Origin of the sequence: Bacillus sp. HMA207 (assembly GCF_003402455.1) — a bacterium.
Lineage (GTDB): Bacteria > Bacillota > Bacilli > Bacillales > Bacillaceae_G > Bacillus_A > Bacillus_A cereus.
Genome location: NZ_BEZT01000001.1, coordinates 467,110 through 482,702 on the forward strand (window position 1 = coordinate 467,110; position 15,593 = coordinate 482,702).

Here is a 15,593-nt window from a genome sequence, read left to right on the forward strand (position 1 = left end):
TTGTAGACAAGGGAGTTTTTTTATGCACCCATATGCAAATAAAAAAGTCCGATCTCTGAGAAAAGATAAGATAGACCGTAGCAGCCAACGCCAAGTATTCCATACTGCCATAATTGCTTCGCTTTTTCTTTACGTGAGGAATGAATAAAGAACCCCTTCCAAATACCGAACCCGATACAAATCCATTCAAGAATCATAAAAAGTGCTGATAATCCAAGCATAAACAAAACCATAATTAGCCCTCCTGATTATATTAATTCATGCTGTATTCTCAGGGGTGGTTGTCCTTGTTATGTTATTTATATGTACGTCTTTAAAAAACAGTATGGTCCGTATGAAAAGATTTTAAAAGTTTCGCACATAACCTACCCCATTTATTTTCAAAATAAAGGTGGAGGAGGTTTTTCATGTGAAGAATCTTAAAATCATTTGGATATATCGTTTAGGATTATTGTTACTTGTTTTTCTTTGTCTGCTCGTCTTTTTAAAAATTAAGCCGCTATGGGCACCGATTATTTTTGTATTTAAAGTAGCAATCACGCCGTTTCTTATCGCGTGTTTTATTGCGTATTTATTGCACCCTTTAATTGAAAAAATTCATAAGGAAGGGATGCCCCGTACACTTGCCATTTTGCTCATTTATATCCTTTTCTTTGGCGGAATTGGTTATGGGATTTATAAAGGAACACCAGTCGTTATTAAACAGTTACAAGAGATTAATGAACAATTTCCGCAGTTTACAAAAATGTACGATTCGTGGATGGATGGCGTTACAGAACAAACGGCGAATTTCCCTTCGTTCATTCATGAAAAGGTGAAACAACTTTTTGTGGGTGTGGAAACGAAGATTCAAGCGCTTTTAAATAAAGTGATGAGTACAGCTCGTGGTGTACTCGATTCATTGCTCATTATTTTCTTAATACCGTTCATTGTATTTTACATATTAAAAGATTATGGTGAGTTTTATCATATCTTTTGGAAACTAGTCCCAAGTAAATGGCGAGGTACGGGGCAAATGCTTGCGAAAGAAATTGATAAATCACTTGGAAGTTATATTCGAGGACAGTTATTTGTTTGTTTAGTATTAGGGGGAGTATCAGCTCTTTCCTTTTGGTTTATCGGTATGAAATATCCATTATTGCTTGGCATTATTATTGGGGTAACGGATATAATCCCGTACTTCGGTCCTATTTTAGGAGCAATCCCGACGTTAATGATTGCAGCAACAGTATCAACGAGTTTACTTATTAAGGCGGGGATTACAATTGCGATTTTGCAATTTGTGGAGAGTAACATTTTATCGCCTTACATCGTTGGTAAGTCACTTCGTATGCATCCCGTTATTATTATGCTTGCCTTACTAGTTGGGGGAGAGGTAGCTGGGATTGTAGGATTGCTAATATCGGTTCCGATTTTAGCAGTTATTCGCACTGTCATTGTTCATGTGAGACCGCTCTTGAAAAAAGAAGATGTGTAAGTATAGAAGCCCTCTATGTAAGAAATAGAGGGCTAATCATATATTTATTTAGAAAGCTGCTCGTGTATCTTTTGAACGAGGGAGCTCACATCATTTGTTTGAATATGTTTTATTTTTTTCCATTCGTTATCATACATAAATACAATTTGATTGTTGAAAAGCCGCTTTTGTTCTTTTAGATTAGAAATTTTTGCGAAAGAGTACTCTTCAAATATTGGATTCTTACTTACATCTGGCCCATAAAAGAATAGCCTTTTGTTCGTTAAAATTAGCATTCCTGGCCTTGCGACGGAACGATAAATAAATATGTCTAATGAACATGCTGCGTAAAATAATATCGTTTCGTCAGTCGCTAATATGTTTTTAGCTTTGCTAAGTAAGGTTGTCATTGTGATCGCTCCTTTATTTTATTAACAATAATTTAATTATAACAAAAAAAGTAATATTTAGAAATTTTTATAAATTATTCTTATAAGGAGATTCCGATTTATTAATAAATGCATACTATATGAAAAGGCTGTTAAGAATGAATAGTAGAATACTTATGATTAATAAGTAATTAATCCAATATAAATGATTATCTACATTGACAAACTTAAGAGAATTCTATTATATTTAGTCATATAATACATTAAATCAATGACGGAACAAGTACGTTACAGTCCATTTATAGAGAGAAGCTTCCATATGGCTGAAAGAAGCTTTAAATGAAGGGTAACAGAAAGCTAATCCTGAGAGCAGCTAATCACTGCCGTCTTGCCACGTTACGGCACCATGAGGTGATGAATTGATTGTTATTGTAATCAATTCATAATTAGGGTGGTATCGCGAGTTAACTCTCGTCCCTTTTATAGGGACGGGAGTTTTTTATATTTAAGGAGGAAAATACAATGAAACAACTAACAGGCGCACAAATTCGTCAAATGTTTTTAGACTTTTTCCAAGAAAAAGGACATGCAGTAGAACCTAGTGCATCACTAGTTCCGCATGAAGATCCATCTCTTCTATGGATTAATAGTGGTGTAGCTACATTAAAAAAATATTTTGATGGACGTGTAATCCCACAAAATCCACGTATTACAAATGCTCAAAAATCAATTCGTACAAACGATATTGAAAACGTAGGGAAAACAGCTCGTCACCATACATTCTTTGAAATGTTAGGAAATTTCTCAATTGGTGATTACTTCAAAGAAGAAGCAATTACATGGGCTTGGGAATTCTTAACGAGCGACAAATGGATCGGATTCGATAAAGAATTACTATCAGTTACAATCCATCCAGAAGATGAAGAAGCATTCACAATTTGGAATGAGAAAATGGGCGTTCCAAAAGAGCGTATTATTCGCTTAGAAGAAAACTTCTGGGATATTGGTGAAGGACCAAGTGGACCGAATACAGAGATTTTCTATGACCGCGGAGAAGCCTACGGTAATGACTTTAGTGACCCAGAATTATATCCAGGCGGAGAAAACGAGCGTTACTTAGAAGTATGGAACCTTGTATTCTCTCAATTTAACCATAATCCAGACGGTTCATATACACCACTTCCTAAGAAAAACATTGATACAGGGATGGGTCTAGAGCGTATGACATCTATCGTTCAAGATGTGCCTACAAACTTCGATACAGACCTATTCATGCCGATGATTGGTGCAACAGAAACAATTTCTGGTGAAAAATATCGTAATGGCGATTTAGAAAAAGATATGGCATTCAAAGTAATTGCTGACCATATCCGTACAGTAACATTCGCTGTTGGTGACGGTGCTCTTCCATCTAACGAAGGCCGTGGTTATGTATTACGTCGTTTATTACGCCGCGCTGTTCGTTATTCGAAGAAATTAAACATCAATCGTCCATTTATGTTTGAATTAGTACCGGTTGTTGGAGAAGTAATGAAAGACTTCTATCCAGAAGTACTTGAAAAGAAAGATTTCATTGCGAAAGTTGTGAAGAACGAAGAAGAGCGTTTCCACGAAACACTTCATGATGGTGAAGCAATTTTAGCTGAAGTAATTGCAAAAGCAAAAGAAGAAAAAACAACTGTTATTTCTGGAGTAGATGCGTTCCGTCTATATGACACATACGGTTTCCCAATTGAATTAACAGAAGAATATGCAGAAGAAGCTGGCATGACAGTTGATCATGAAGGCTTTGAAAATGAAATGGAAAAACAACGTGAGCGTGCACGTGCTGCTCGTCAAGACGTTGATTCTATGCAAGTTCAAGGTGGTGTCCTTGGAGAAATTAAAGTAGCGAGCGAATTCGTTGGTTACGGTACAGTTGCAACAGAAAGTAACGTTGTTGCACTTGTGAAAAATGGCGAATACACAGACAGCTTACAAGCTGGTGAAGAAGGACAGTTAATTCTTGATGTAACACCATTCTATGCTGAGAGCGGTGGACAAATTGCAGACCGTGGTTACCTTCTTGCTGATGGCGTGAAAGTTCTTGTAAAAGACGTACAAAAAGCACCAAACGGCCAAAACTTGCATAAAGTTGTTGTTGAAGAAGGAACATTAACGAAAGATGCGGCTGTAAAAGCTATTATCGATACGAAAAATCGTAGTAGCGTTGTAAAAAATCATACAGCAACTCATTTACTACACCAAGCATTAAAAGACGTACTTGGAACACACGTTAACCAAGCAGGTTCTCTTGTAACTTCTGAACGTCTACGCTTTGACTTCTCTCACTTCGGTCAAGTACAAGCTGACGAATTAGAAAAAATTGAGCGTATGGTAAACGAGAAAATTTGGGAAAGTATTGATGTTGAGATTTCTCAAAAAGCAATCGAAGAAGCGAAAGAAATGGGCGCAATGGCATTATTCGGTGAAAAGTACGGAGATGTTGTACGCGTTGTACAAGTTGGCGATTACAGCTTAGAGCTTTGTGGTGGTTGTCACGTTGAAAATACAGCTTCTATCGGTATTTTCAAAATCGTTGCTGAGTCTGGTATCGGTGCAGGAACTCGTCGTATTGAAGCAGTAACTGGTAAGTCTGCATACGAATTAATGAACGATCAAGTAGGTTTATTAAAAGAAGCAGCAGGAAAAATGAAAACAAATCCGAAAGATATTTTAACAAGAGTTGATGGTCTATTTGCTGAAGTGAAACAACTGCAAAAAGAAAATGAATCTCTTGCTGCGAAATTAAGCAATATCGAAGCTGGAAACTTAACTGATTCTGTAATGACAGTTGATGGTGTGAATGTATTAGCAGCGAAAGTAAATGTTGCAGATATGAACAACTTACGTACGATGATGGATGACTTGAAAAATAAATTAGAGTCAGCAGTTGTTGTATTAGCGTCTGTTAATGACGATAAAGTAAACATCCTAGCAGGTGTAACGAAAGACTTAATTAGCCAAGGTTACCATGCTGGTAAACTTGTGAAAGAAGTAGCTTCTCGTTGCGGCGGTGGCGGTGGCGGCCGTCCTGATATGGCACAAGCAGGCGGTAAAAACCCAGCTCAAGTCGAAGAAGCTTTAGCATTTGTACAAGAGTACGTTAAATCTGTTTCAAAATAAAGAGATAGTAGTGTACAATGGTAGGGAGAGGAGAAGTTCTTCTCCCTATACTTACTATATAAGTGAGGTGCTTGAAATGGACGGTTTTGATAAAACAATGAAGTTTAGCATTCAAGATGAAAAACAGAGTGTCCATGTAAATGATGTACTTTTAACTGTGTATGATGCACTTCAAGAAAAAGGCTATAATCCGATTAACCAAATCGTCGGTTACTTATTAAGTGGAGACCCAGCATACATACCTCGCCATAAAGATGCACGTAGCATCATTCGCAAGCTTGAACGTGATGAGTTAATTGAAGAGCTTGTGAAGTCTTACTTGAAACATCATCGTGAGGAGTAGTTTATGCGGATATTAGGTTTAGATGTAGGTACAAAAACAGTCGGAGTTGCAATTAGCGACGAAATGGGCTGGACAGCACAAGGATTAGAAACAATTAAGATTAACGAAGAACGAGGTCACTTTGGTTTTGATCGTATTTCTGAGTTAGTAAAGCAGTACAATGTGGACAAGATAGTAGTAGGTTTACCTAAAAATATGAATGGTACAATTGGCCCGCGTGGTGAAGCGTGCCAACAATTTGCAGAAAACCTACGAGAGCTGTTACAATTAGACGTTGTAATGTGGGACGAGCGTTTGTCAACAATGGCAGCGGAACGTCTGCTCATTTCAGCCGATGTAAGCCGTAAGAAGCGAAAGCAAGTAATTGATAAGATGGCTGCAGTCGTAATCTTACAAGGATTTTTAGATAGTAAATAAGAGGTGACCAAAATGGAAGAAAATCAAATTACAATTGTAGACGAAAAAGGTAACGAACATTTATGTGAAATTATTTTCACTTTTGACGCTGAAAAATTTGGAAAAAAATCATACGTAGTCTTCTCTCCAATCGGTGAAGTAGACGAAGATGGAGACCAAATTTATGATGCAATGGCTTATGAGCAAAATGAAGAAGAGGGCGGAACTTTACTTCCAATCGAATCTGAAGAAGAGTGGGAAATGGTACAAGAAATGTTCAACACTCTAGCTGATGAGCAAGAAGCTGAATAATAAGTACTGAAAAGATGGACGACATACAGTCCATCTTTTTTTGTATTTATATGTAAAATGAAAGATTTTTTGTCGAAACTGTGTAAGTCTTTGTAGTATAATGAGACGGATTGTAGAAAAATAAAGTGTCAATTAAAAAAGATAAGTGAATTTTTAGCGTTTTTACATCGTGCTGTATAGAAAGGTGTACATACGGTCTACAATTAAGTAAGGAGGAAATGTTTTGATAGAGAATCAAGTGAAAAAGAAGCGTAGACGCATCTTTTTATTTTCGATTATTGCACTGCTTTTAGTTTGTGGTTCAGTCTATGCGTATATTTCATCCGCATTAGGACCAGTTGATAGCGGGAATAAAAAAGAGATTGAAGTAGAAATTCCGAAAGGATCATCTACAAGTAAAATTGGAGAAATTTTAGAAGAAAAAGGCGCTGTAAAAAACGGTACAGTTTTTAGTTTTTATACAAAGGCTAAATCGAAAAGTTTACAAGCAGGTACATATTTATTAAATCCTTCAATGAATGCTGAAGATGTGATCGAACAAATGTCATCTGGCAATGTGCATCGTCCGGCTCTTTATAAAGTGACGATTAAAGAAGGGGCGCAAGTAACTGAAATTGCAGAAACGATTGCGACAGAACTAAAGTGGAATAAAGATGATGTTACGCGTCAATTAAACGATAAAGCATTTATTCAAAAAATGCAGCAAAAGTATCCGAAGTTATTAACGGATAAAATCTTTGATAGCAATATTAAATACCCATTAGAAGGTTATTTATATCCTGCAACGTATTCGTTTTATAAGAAAGATACGACGTTAGAAGAAATTGTAATTCCAATGCTTGAGAAAACAAATGCAATCATTGTTCAAAATGAGGCGAAAATGAAAGCGAAGAATTGGGATGTTCATCAGCTTTTAACATTATCTTCACTTATTGAAGAAGAGGCAACTGGTTTTACAGATCGTCAAAAGATCTCTAGTGTCTTTTATAATCGTTTAGCAAAAGGTATGCCGCTTCAAACGGATCCAACGGTATTATATGCACTTGGAAAGCATAAACAACGTGTATTATACGAAGATTTAAAGGTCAACTCACCGTACAATACGTATGTTGTAAAAGGATTACCGATAGGGCCGATCGCAAACTCTGGTAAACATTCAGTAGAAGCTGCGTTAGAACCTGCGCAAACAGATTATTATTATTTCTTAGCTGCACCAAGTGGTGAAGTGTACTATGCGAAAACATTAGAAGAGCATAATGCATTAAAGCAAAAATACATTACGAAAAAATAGTGAAATGGGGAGGGATAGCGAAAAAAGTCGCACATCCCTCTTTTTTGTGGTAAAATATATCGGGTTAAAAACTGGCAGAAGAATCGTTTTTAATATCAAAACGGGACGTACAAGCTAAGGATAAAGCTGGCTTGTATTTTTATTGCATTCTATGTGTGAAAAGACGTCATAGAGGCACTTCTCCATGTAAATAAGGAGGACCATTTATGGAGGATGCAGTTAACGAGTACCTATTATCATTTATTGATCCGAAAGATAAATTAATTCTTGAAATGGAAGAATATGCAACAGAAAATCATGTGCCGATTATGGATCGACTTGGAATGGAATTTATGCTGCAATTTTTACGTTTAATTGGACCGAAAAGCATTTTAGAACTTGGAACAGCAATCGGTTATTCTAGTATTCGTATGATGCAAGCTATTCCAAATTCACGTATTGTGACAGTTGAGCGCAATCGTGAGCGATATGAAAAAGCACTTGAATATATAGAACGTTCCCCAGTAACAGATCGTATTTCAGTTATTTACGGTGATGCGTTAGAGACAGGTGAACAAGTAAAAGAACACGGGACATTTGACGTTATTTTTATTGATGCAGCAAAAGGACAGTATCGTCGCTTTTTTGACTTATATGAACCGTTATTAAATCCTGGTGGCGTAATTATTTCAGATAATGTTATGTACCACGGTCTTGTAACGACAAAAGAGAAAATTGAAAACAGACGTACACGTGGTTTAATCCGTCGTATTAAGACGTACAATGAGTGGCTTATGAACCATGAAGGATATGATACAACGATTTTCCCAATTGGTGATGGAGTAGCTGTTAGTAAAAAGAGAGGGTGACCAAGGTATGAAGAAACCTGAATTGTTAGTAACGCCAAGAGCGGTGGCGGATATCGAACAACTTGCGAAAGCAGGAGCAGATGCGGTAATGATCGGTGAGCAAAAGTTTGGTTTACGTTTAGCAGGGGAGTTTTCACGTGAAGATGTAAAACAAACTGTAAAGATTGCACATGAAAATGGTGTGAAAGTATACGTAGCCATGAACGCTATGTTCCACAACGATAAAGTAGAAGAATTAACAGATTACGTTTCATTTTTAAACGAAGTAAATGTAGATGCAATTGTTTTCGGAGATCCAGCGGTATTAATGGCTGTTCGTGAAGTAGCACCAAATATGCAGTTGCACTGGAATACAGAAACGACAGCAACAAACTGGTTCACTTGTAATTACTGGGGACAAAGAGGATCAAAGCGTGCTGTATTAGCTCGTGAGCTTAGCTTAGATGAAATTGTTGATTTAAAAGAAAATGCTGAAGTGGAACTGGAAGTACAAATTCACGGTATGACTTGTATGTTCCAATCGAAGCGTTCATTAGTAGGAAACTACTTTGAGTATCAAGGACGTAATCTTGACATTGAAAAGAAAAAATATGAAGAGAATATGTTCTTATATGACCCAGAGCGTAACAATAAATATCCAATTTATGAAGATGAAAATGGTACTCACATTATGAGTCCGAACGACATTTGTTTCATCGATGAATTAGAGGAACTAATCGATGCTGAAGTTGATAGCTTAAAAATCGACGGTGTACTAAAAAGCTCTGAATACATTATTGAAGTAACGAAGAAATATCGTCAAGCGATTGATTTATGCGTAGAAGATCGTGATGCATATTATGACGTGAAAGATGATCTATATAAAGAAATAGAAGAAATGCAACCAGTAAATCGTCCGTTAGATACAGGATTCTTCTTTAAAGAAACGGTTTACTAAACGAGGAGGGTGTAGGAAATGACTGTACAAGAAATTTCACGAGTGATCGATGGCAAACGTGTTATTGTGAAGAAACCTGAACTGTTAATCCCTGCGGGTAACTTAGAAAAATTAAAAGTAGCTATCCATTACGGGGCAGATGCTGTATATTTAGGTGGACAAGAATTTGGTCTTCGTTCGAATGCAGGTAACTTTACGCTAGAAGAAATGGCAGAAGGCGTTGAGTTTGCAAAGAAGTATGGAGCAAAAATATACGTAACAACAAATATCTTTGCACATAATGAAAATATGGACGGGCTAGAGGAATATTTAAAAGGGATTGAAAAAGCTGGCGTAACGGGAATTATCGTTGCTGATCCGCTTATCATTGAGACTTGTAAACGCGTAGCGCCTTCTGTTGAGGTGCATTTAAGCACACAGCAATCACTATCCAACTGGAAAGCAGCACAGTATTGGAAAGAAGAAGGTTTACATCGTCTTGTATTAGCTCGTGAAGCAAGCTATGAAGAAATGAAAGAAATTAAAGAAAAAGTGGATATTGAAATTGAAGCGTTCGTCCATGGTGCAATGTGTATCGCATATTCAGGAAGATGTACATTAAGTAACCATATGACAGCGCGTGATTCTAATCGTGGTGGTTGTTGCCAATCTTGCCGCTGGGATTATGATTTAGTTCAAACAGTATCACAACATAAAGATGCAAAAGAGCTTCCTCTATTCCAAGAAGGAGATGCTCACTTTGCGATGAGTCCAAAAGATTTAAATTTAATTTTATCAATTCCAAAAATGATTGAAATCGGAATCGATAGCTTAAAGGTAGAAGGACGTATGAAATCAATCCATTACGTAGCGACTGTAGCAACTGTATATCGTAAAGTAATTGATGCGTATTGTGCGGATCCAGATAACTTTGAGTTTAAACAAGAATGGTTAGATGAGCTTGATAAATGTGCAAATCGTGATACAGCTCCTGCATTCTTTGAAGGGGTTCCAGGACATCAAGAGCAAATGTTTGGAAATCATAGTAAGAAAACAACGTATGATTTTGCTGGTTTAGTGTTAGATTATAATGAAGAAACGGGCATCGTAACGATTGAGCAACGTAATCATTTCAAACCAGGACATGAAGTGGAGTTCTTTGGACCAGAAATAGAAAACTTTACGCAAACGGTGGAGAAAATTTGGGATGAGGATGGAAACGAATTAGATGCAGCGAGACATCCGTTGCAAATCGTGAAATTCAAAGTGGATCAACGAGTGTATGTGAATAATATGATGCGCAAAAGCATACTTCAATAAGAAAGAGTGATAGTCGAATGGGGACGAATAAGCCTGTTGTAATTGGAATTGCTGGTGGTTCGGGATCAGGTAAAACGAGTGTAACGAAAGCGATTTTTGACCATTTTAAAGGTCATTCTATTTTAATCTTAGAGCAAGATTATTATTACAAAGATCAAAGCCATTTACCAATGGAAGAGCGTTTAAAAACAAATTATGATCATCCGCTTGCGTTTGATAATGATCTGTTAATTGAACATTTGCAGCAGTTGCTTGCATATGAGCAAATTGATAAGCCTGTATATGACTATACATTGCATACGCGTTCAGAAGAAATTATTCCGGTTGAGCCGAAAGATGTAATTATTTTAGAAGGAATTCTTATTTTAGAAGACCCACGTCTTTGCGAGTTAATGGACATTAAATTATTCGTTGATACGGATGCTGACCTTCGTATTCTGCGCCGCATGCAACGTGATATTAAAGAGCGCGGTCGTACGATGGATTCAGTTATTGATCAGTACGTAAATGTTGTACGTCCAATGCACAATCAATTTATTGAGCCTTCTAAGAAATTTGCGGATATTATTATCCCTGAAGGTGGACAAAACCACGTTGCAATTGATATTATGGTGACAAAAATTGCAACAATTCTTGAACAAAAAGTAAATTTGTAATAGCATAGTAAAAGATATACGGTAGGAAGGGATTTTTTCCCTTCTTATCGAATACAATGAAACATGCAACCTCATCTATATATAGGTGAGGGCATATTTATATCAACTTTCCATACATATCTTCTTTATATAAAGAAGAATTGGAAATACGGGGTTGTATGTGACAACTCCGCTAGTGCAAGGGTACTAGAAACCTCCGCTAACAATGGAAGCGGAGGAGTTTTCATATGGAACTCCTCTTTTTTTCAGGGGATTGGTATATAAAAGGAGTGGAAAATATGTCAACAGAAAAAACATACCCTATGACGCAAGAGGGTAAGCAAAAACTAGAGAACGAACTTGAGCAATTAAAAACAGTAAGACGTAAAGAAGTAGTAGAACGTATTAAAATCGCACGTAGCTTCGGGGATCTTTCTGAGAACTCTGAGTACGATGCAGCGAAAGATGAGCAAGCGTTCGTAGAAGGACGTATTACACAATTAGAAAATATGATTCGTAACGCAGTTATCATTAAAGATACTGGCGAAGTATCTACTGTTGTTACATTAGGTAAAACAGTAACATTTAAAGAATTACCAAACGGAGATGAAGAAGCGTATACAATCGTAGGTAGCGCGGAAGCTGATCCATTCGAAGGAAGAATTTCTAACGATTCTCCAATCGCAAAAAGCTTATTAGGTAAGCAAATTGGTGAGAAAGTAACAATCCAAACACCAGGCGGAGAAATGCAAGTAGAGATTGTCTCTGTAAAATAAAAAAAAGATTCTCCTATCGGGAGAATCTTTTTTTTCTATAGAATGAAAAAAATTGTGTAAACCTTAGAGTGATTCGACAAAAAATGTCAAAAAAACACTTTAAGCTTTGATATCATAATTAGAGACCATAGGTTTTAAAAGGGAAAAGGGGCTAATTATGAAACATAAAATCTTTACAGGATTGGTTTGTAGTATCTCCATATTAGGACTTGCTGCATGCGGAACGAATGAAGAAACTACATCATCAAAGGGAGAAAAAGTGAAGCAAGAAGAAAAAAAGGATATTAAAGCAACTGAGAGTTCAAAAGCCTTAGAAAATCCACAAGATAAAAAGGAATTTAATGATTTTGATGTAGCGTATCAATTAGCAATTGTCATGAAAATATTTCAAGATGTAACGATTAAGTATGATTACGCAATTGGGAATCCAGATTATTTATTGCGAGATTCGATGGATCAAAAAACAATAGATGATATGAAGAATATGTTACAAGAACAGGCGAAGAATAATGATAAAATTTTAAAAGATGAAGTGAATCAAGCATATACATATTTAAAACAATCGAAAGTAAGTAATAAAGATGATATTCAAAAAATAATAGATGCACAAAATAATTATTTACATATTGTAGATAAGATGATTACTTGTATTGATTCTGTAACAGTTGAGAATGCAAAAGAAAAAAGAAATGAAATGGATAATCTTAGTAAGGATTATTTAAAAATAGCGGCTAATGTAACAACCACTGTAATTGAAGTTGCTAAAAACACTGGAGTGAATGAAACTGAATTTAGATCGCTTCTTATGAAATTTTTAGAGAAGCCAAAGAAACAATAATAGCCTTATATAATATCTGTTTTTGTTTTGGAGATTGTATAAATAAAATAGTACCTCGTCTAAACTACAATAGACGAGGTGTTTTTTATGAAAATAAAACGGAGAATTACAATTGTTTTAATTTGTTTTATGAGCGTTATGTTTGTATTGCTTTGTCGTTTAATCCAAATTCAAATTATAGATACAGAATCATTTACTGATCGCAAAATAAATTTAATTGAAAAAAGTGTTACGCAACGCACACAATCCATTACAGTAGACGATGGACGTGGGCAGTTTATAGATCGTAATGGTAAAAAAATAGGTGAGGAAAAATATCCTGTTTTAATTATTTTTCCATTTTTACAAATAAAAAATGACATGTTAGAGAAAATCGCGCATATCATTGGTGTGTCGAGACAAGAGATTAGAAGACAAATGAAAAATAATAAAAATGCATTTACACTACAAGGAGAAACTGCTCCATTTCGAGTGACACGAGAGCAGATGGAGAAGGTAAATGAATTACATGTATTAGGTATTGTAGCAGCTGAAGTGCGATTAAAACAAACTGGAGAGATAAATCATTTAATTGGTGATGTAGGGGAGAACGAAAGGGAGTTTCAAAAGCGATATGGAGAATTGAAAAGAATCTCAAAACAAACGCCGATAGGTATTTCAGGATTACAGCAATCATTTGATGAATTTCTATTGACTGATGGAGAGGCAAAAGTATTATATCAAGTAGATCGGCAAGGAGAACCAATTTTCGGAAAGCAAGCGAAATACACTTCACCAGGAAATCCATTTTATCCAGTTAGGATTCAAACTACTTTACATAAAGAGTTGCAGCAAAAAGCAGAAGAAGTGATTGAAGCGAATGAAATAAAGAAGGGGGGACTAGTATTACTTGATGTAAAGACAAATGAAATATTAGCGATGGCTAGTAAGCCGTCTTTACAAGTAAGGGATGAGAATTTATATAAAACTACACTTGAAAATCAAATGTTAACGCCACATTTTCCAGGCTCTGTTTTTAAAACAGTAGTTGCAGCTGCAGTCATTGATCAAAAAGTAAATTTGTTTAATCGGACATTTAACTGTAACAAAGATTTATATGGTGAAAACGACCCGCAAGTTAGGATGGGTACACTTAACTTTAAAGAGAGCTTTGCTAGGAGCTGTAACAGGACATTTTCCGAGTTAGGTAACGAGCTATTACAAAAGGATAAGACGGTGCTAGAAACATACGTAGCAGCTTTAGGAGCAAATGAAAAGGTTGGATGGAAAGGTTCTGTATTTCATACACCTCATTTTGAGCAAATGCCAGAAGAAAAGGGTACTACTATTTGGGGGAATGAAGAAAATAAAAATAGTAAAAAAGCGGTAGAACAAACAGCAATTGGACAGAAAGATGTACGTATATCACCTCTAGCAATTGCAAATATGATGGCGACGATTGCAAGGAATGGAGAAAAGATGGAAGTGAAAGCAGTTGAAAAAATAGTATATAAAAATGGAGCGGATTTTTTTACATTTGAGAGCCATACGTTAAATGGAAAACAGCTTTCGTATGAAACAGTGAAAACATTACAAGAGTTATTAAGAGGCGTTGTAACAAGGGAGAAAGGAACAGGAACGGCATTCCGTTCGTTGCCACTAAGTGTCGCTGGAAAATCCGGGACAGCGCAAACAGGGAAAGGGACGAGGGTGAATCGCTGGTTTGCAGGTTATTTTCCGTATGAGAATCCAAGATATGCTTTAGTTGTTGTTGATCTAGAGACTGATAGCAAAGTGAATAAAGTTACACCTATTTTTAAAGATATGGTAGGAGCAATCTATCAATTGGAGAATGAAAAGTAATCTTGCAATTTATAGTGAAATGTCTTCATTTCATGAAAATATCATTGTAAATGTTCAACCTTTCTAGATTTAATGTTACAATAGCAATTAGGAAAAACTGCATGGAGGTTTGGAGAATGGCAGGAGGATCAAGATTCCAACAGAAACAACAAAAACGTCGTCAAAACGGTGTTTTAAATATTGCAATCGCTATTGTATTACTATTAGTAGCTATTGTAGCATATCAATTGTTCGTTCCTAGTACGAAAGAGCAAGCATCTTCTACTGATAAGAAAGTCTCTCAACAAACAACAAAGAATGAGAAAGCTGGAAAATCAGAAGATAAAGAATCTGCTAAGAAAAAAGAAAAAGAACAAGAGCAAGCAGAAGCTAAGAAAAAAGCTGAAGAAGAGAAGCTAAAGGCTGAAGAAGAACAGAAAAAAGCTGAAGAAGAAGCGAAAGCTAACGAGAAAGTATCAGCTGAGAAAACTGTATCTAAGGCAAAAGAGGCGTATACAAAACCTTCTTGGAAAGCTGTGGGAACAGAACAAGGTTCATCACCAGCGATGACGTTTAAACAGGGTTCATCAGATTGGAATGAGATGCAAAGTGCAATTGCTGCAGGTGTTGAAGTACCGAAAGAGCAATTAGTATTCCATTTTGTTGGAAGAGACAAAACTGGAAAGAGCAAAGCTTATGGTGATGTTCAAGATAAGCAAAGTGGGAAAAGATATTATGTAAATATTGATTGGGTAGACAATGAGGGCTGGAAACCAGTACTTGTTCAAACTCTAAACTAAAAAAGAGAGGCTCCTTAGGAGCTTCTCTTTTTTGTTAACGCAATTTCTTTAATTTAAAATGAACAACCGCGCTATAATACGGTCTTTTGCTTTCAGGATCCATAACCATTTGATGTGAGATGTGATGAACTTCAAGCATAAGTGCTTTATTATTATCAATTTGTTCACTAATTTTTCGTTCTAAAGAAGCTAAGTCTCCCGCTTCAAAAAACTCTACTTTATCTTCTAACATTTCAAAGGTAAATGACATGAAGACGGCCCCTCTCCTATGTAATCAACTATAGTGT

General features: G+C 36.1%; 17 protein-coding genes and 1 other annotated feature. Of the genes, 14 read left to right on the plus strand and 3 right to left on the minus strand.

Features of this window, described 5'->3' with window-relative positions:
• Positions 1-20 precede the first annotated feature (20 nt).
• Positions 21-233, minus strand: coding sequence for a hypothetical protein (locus HMAS_RS02530; RefSeq protein ID WP_000242535.1), 213 nt, complete (start codon positions 231-233; stop codon positions 21-23).
• 176 nt (positions 234-409) lie between these two features.
• Here HMAS_RS02530 and HMAS_RS02535 point away from each other — a divergent pair, with 176 nt between their 5' ends.
• Positions 410-1,477, plus strand: coding sequence for an AI-2E family transporter (locus tag HMAS_RS02535; protein WP_000793128.1), 1,068 nt, complete (start codon positions 410-412; stop codon positions 1,475-1,477).
• A 44-nt stretch (positions 1,478-1,521) separates the two neighbouring features.
• Here the strand turns inward: HMAS_RS02535 and HMAS_RS02540 are convergent, their stop codons facing one another.
• A complete protein-coding gene (locus HMAS_RS02540) occupies positions 1,522-1,866 on the minus strand; it encodes a PH domain-containing protein (RefSeq protein WP_000209584.1) in 345 nt (114 codons plus the stop codon).
• A 241-nt stretch (positions 1,867-2,107) separates the two neighbouring features.
• Positions 2,108-2,327, plus strand: a binding site (T-box leader).
• Positions 2,328-2,367: 40 nt separating this feature from the next.
• Here HMAS_RS02540 and alaS point away from each other — a divergent pair.
• The 13 genes from alaS (at position 2,368) to HMAS_RS02605 (ending at position 15,306) form a co-directional block, all read left to right on the plus strand.
• Positions 2,368-5,010, plus strand: coding sequence for an alanine--tRNA ligase (gene alaS, locus HMAS_RS02545; protein WP_025709763.1), 2,643 nt, complete (start codon positions 2,368-2,370; stop codon positions 5,008-5,010).
• 76 nt (positions 5,011-5,086) lie between these two features.
• A complete protein-coding gene (locus HMAS_RS02550) occupies positions 5,087-5,353 on the plus strand; it encodes an IreB family regulatory phosphoprotein (RefSeq protein ID WP_000348590.1) in 267 nt (88 codons plus the stop codon).
• A gap of 3 nt (positions 5,354-5,356) precedes the next feature.
• On the plus strand, positions 5,357-5,770 hold the full coding sequence (gene ruvX / locus HMAS_RS02555) for a Holliday junction resolvase RuvX (protein WP_001221193.1): 414 nt from the start codon (positions 5,357-5,359) through the stop codon (positions 5,768-5,770).
• Positions 5,771-5,782: 12 nt separating this feature from the next.
• A complete protein-coding gene (locus tag HMAS_RS02560) occupies positions 5,783-6,061 on the plus strand; it encodes a DUF1292 domain-containing protein (protein ID WP_000392247.1) in 279 nt (92 codons plus the stop codon).
• 223 nt (positions 6,062-6,284) lie between these two features.
• A complete protein-coding gene (mltG, locus tag HMAS_RS02565) occupies positions 6,285-7,352 on the plus strand; it encodes an endolytic transglycosylase MltG (protein WP_000572136.1) in 1,068 nt (355 codons plus the stop codon).
• Between the two features lie 206 nt (positions 7,353-7,558).
• Positions 7,559-8,200 carry an O-methyltransferase gene (locus HMAS_RS02570; protein ID WP_000389102.1) on the plus strand — a complete coding sequence of 214 codons (642 nt, stop codon included), beginning with the start codon at positions 7,559-7,561 and terminating at the stop codon, positions 8,198-8,200.
• Between the two features lie 7 nt (positions 8,201-8,207).
• Positions 8,208-9,137, plus strand: coding sequence for a peptidase U32 family protein (locus HMAS_RS02575; RefSeq protein WP_000742811.1), 930 nt, complete (start codon positions 8,208-8,210; stop codon positions 9,135-9,137).
• A gap of 18 nt (positions 9,138-9,155) precedes the next feature.
• Positions 9,156-10,436, plus strand: a complete 1,281-nt coding sequence (locus tag HMAS_RS02580; RefSeq protein ID WP_000217974.1) for a peptidase U32 family protein — start codon at positions 9,156-9,158, stop codon at positions 10,434-10,436.
• A 17-nt stretch (positions 10,437-10,453) separates the two neighbouring features.
• Positions 10,454-11,092: a uridine kinase gene (udk, locus tag HMAS_RS02585; protein ID WP_000537078.1), complete on the plus strand. Its 639-nt coding sequence runs from the start codon at positions 10,454-10,456 to the stop codon at positions 11,090-11,092.
• 278 nt (positions 11,093-11,370) lie between these two features.
• Entirely contained in the window at positions 11,371-11,847 is a 477-nt protein-coding gene (greA, locus tag HMAS_RS02590) for a transcription elongation factor GreA (protein WP_000102591.1), read from the plus strand.
• A gap of 157 nt (positions 11,848-12,004) precedes the next feature.
• Positions 12,005-12,685: a hypothetical protein gene (locus HMAS_RS02595; protein ID WP_000680878.1), complete on the plus strand. Its 681-nt coding sequence runs from the start codon at positions 12,005-12,007 to the stop codon at positions 12,683-12,685.
• 87 nt (positions 12,686-12,772) lie between these two features.
• The gene (locus HMAS_RS02600; protein ID WP_000695155.1) at positions 12,773-14,527 is read left to right on the plus strand and encodes a peptidoglycan D,D-transpeptidase FtsI family protein; all 1,755 of its coding nucleotides are present in this window, start codon (positions 12,773-12,775) and stop codon (positions 14,525-14,527) included.
• A 116-nt stretch (positions 14,528-14,643) separates the two neighbouring features.
• Positions 14,644-15,306, plus strand: coding sequence for a YrrS family protein (locus HMAS_RS02605; protein ID WP_000897099.1), 663 nt, complete (start codon positions 14,644-14,646; stop codon positions 15,304-15,306).
• Positions 15,307-15,340: 34 nt separating this feature from the next.
• On the opposite strand, the gene HMAS_RS02610 is transcribed toward HMAS_RS02605, so the two are convergent.
• Positions 15,341-15,556 (minus strand): YrzA family protein, encoded by a 216-nt coding sequence (locus HMAS_RS02610; RefSeq protein ID WP_000010984.1) that lies wholly within the window; start codon positions 15,554-15,556, stop codon positions 15,341-15,343.
• Positions 15,557-15,593 lie beyond the last annotated feature (37 nt).

Excerpts from the sequence above, each read along its gene's own strand:
- HMAS_RS02605 (WP_000897099.1), top strand. The coding sequence starts at position 14,644 with ATGGCAGGAGGATCAAGATTCCAACAGAAACAACAAAAACGTCGTCAA.
- HMAS_RS02550 (WP_000348590.1), top strand. The coding sequence starts at position 5,087 with ATGGACGGTTTTGATAAAACAATGAAGTTTAGCATTCAAGATGAAAAA.
- greA (WP_000102591.1), top strand. The coding sequence starts at position 11,371 with ATGTCAACAGAAAAAACATACCCTATGACGCAAGAGGGTAAGCAAAAA.
- HMAS_RS02575 (WP_000742811.1), top strand. The coding sequence starts at position 8,208 with ATGAAGAAACCTGAATTGTTAGTAACGCCAAGAGCGGTGGCGGATATC.
- HMAS_RS02570 (WP_000389102.1), top strand. The coding sequence starts at position 7,559 with ATGGAGGATGCAGTTAACGAGTACCTATTATCATTTATTGATCCGAAA.
- HMAS_RS02610 (WP_000010984.1), bottom strand. The coding sequence starts at position 15,556 with ATGTCATTTACCTTTGAAATGTTAGAAGATAAAGTAGAGTTTTTTGAA.
- alaS (WP_025709763.1), top strand. The coding sequence starts at position 2,368 with ATGAAACAACTAACAGGCGCACAAATTCGTCAAATGTTTTTAGACTTT.
- HMAS_RS02530 (WP_000242535.1), bottom strand. The coding sequence starts at position 233 with ATGGTTTTGTTTATGCTTGGATTATCAGCACTTTTTATGATTCTTGAA.
- HMAS_RS02560 (WP_000392247.1), top strand. The coding sequence starts at position 5,783 with ATGGAAGAAAATCAAATTACAATTGTAGACGAAAAAGGTAACGAACAT.
- ruvX (WP_001221193.1), top strand. The coding sequence starts at position 5,357 with ATGCGGATATTAGGTTTAGATGTAGGTACAAAAACAGTCGGAGTTGCA.
- udk (WP_000537078.1), top strand. The coding sequence starts at position 10,454 with ATGGGGACGAATAAGCCTGTTGTAATTGGAATTGCTGGTGGTTCGGGA.
- HMAS_RS02580 (WP_000217974.1), top strand. The coding sequence starts at position 9,156 with ATGACTGTACAAGAAATTTCACGAGTGATCGATGGCAAACGTGTTATT.
- HMAS_RS02540 (WP_000209584.1), bottom strand. The coding sequence starts at position 1,866 with ATGACAACCTTACTTAGCAAAGCTAAAAACATATTAGCGACTGACGAA.
- HMAS_RS02595 (WP_000680878.1), top strand. The coding sequence starts at position 12,005 with ATGAAACATAAAATCTTTACAGGATTGGTTTGTAGTATCTCCATATTA.
- HMAS_RS02600 (WP_000695155.1), top strand. The coding sequence starts at position 12,773 with ATGAAAATAAAACGGAGAATTACAATTGTTTTAATTTGTTTTATGAGC.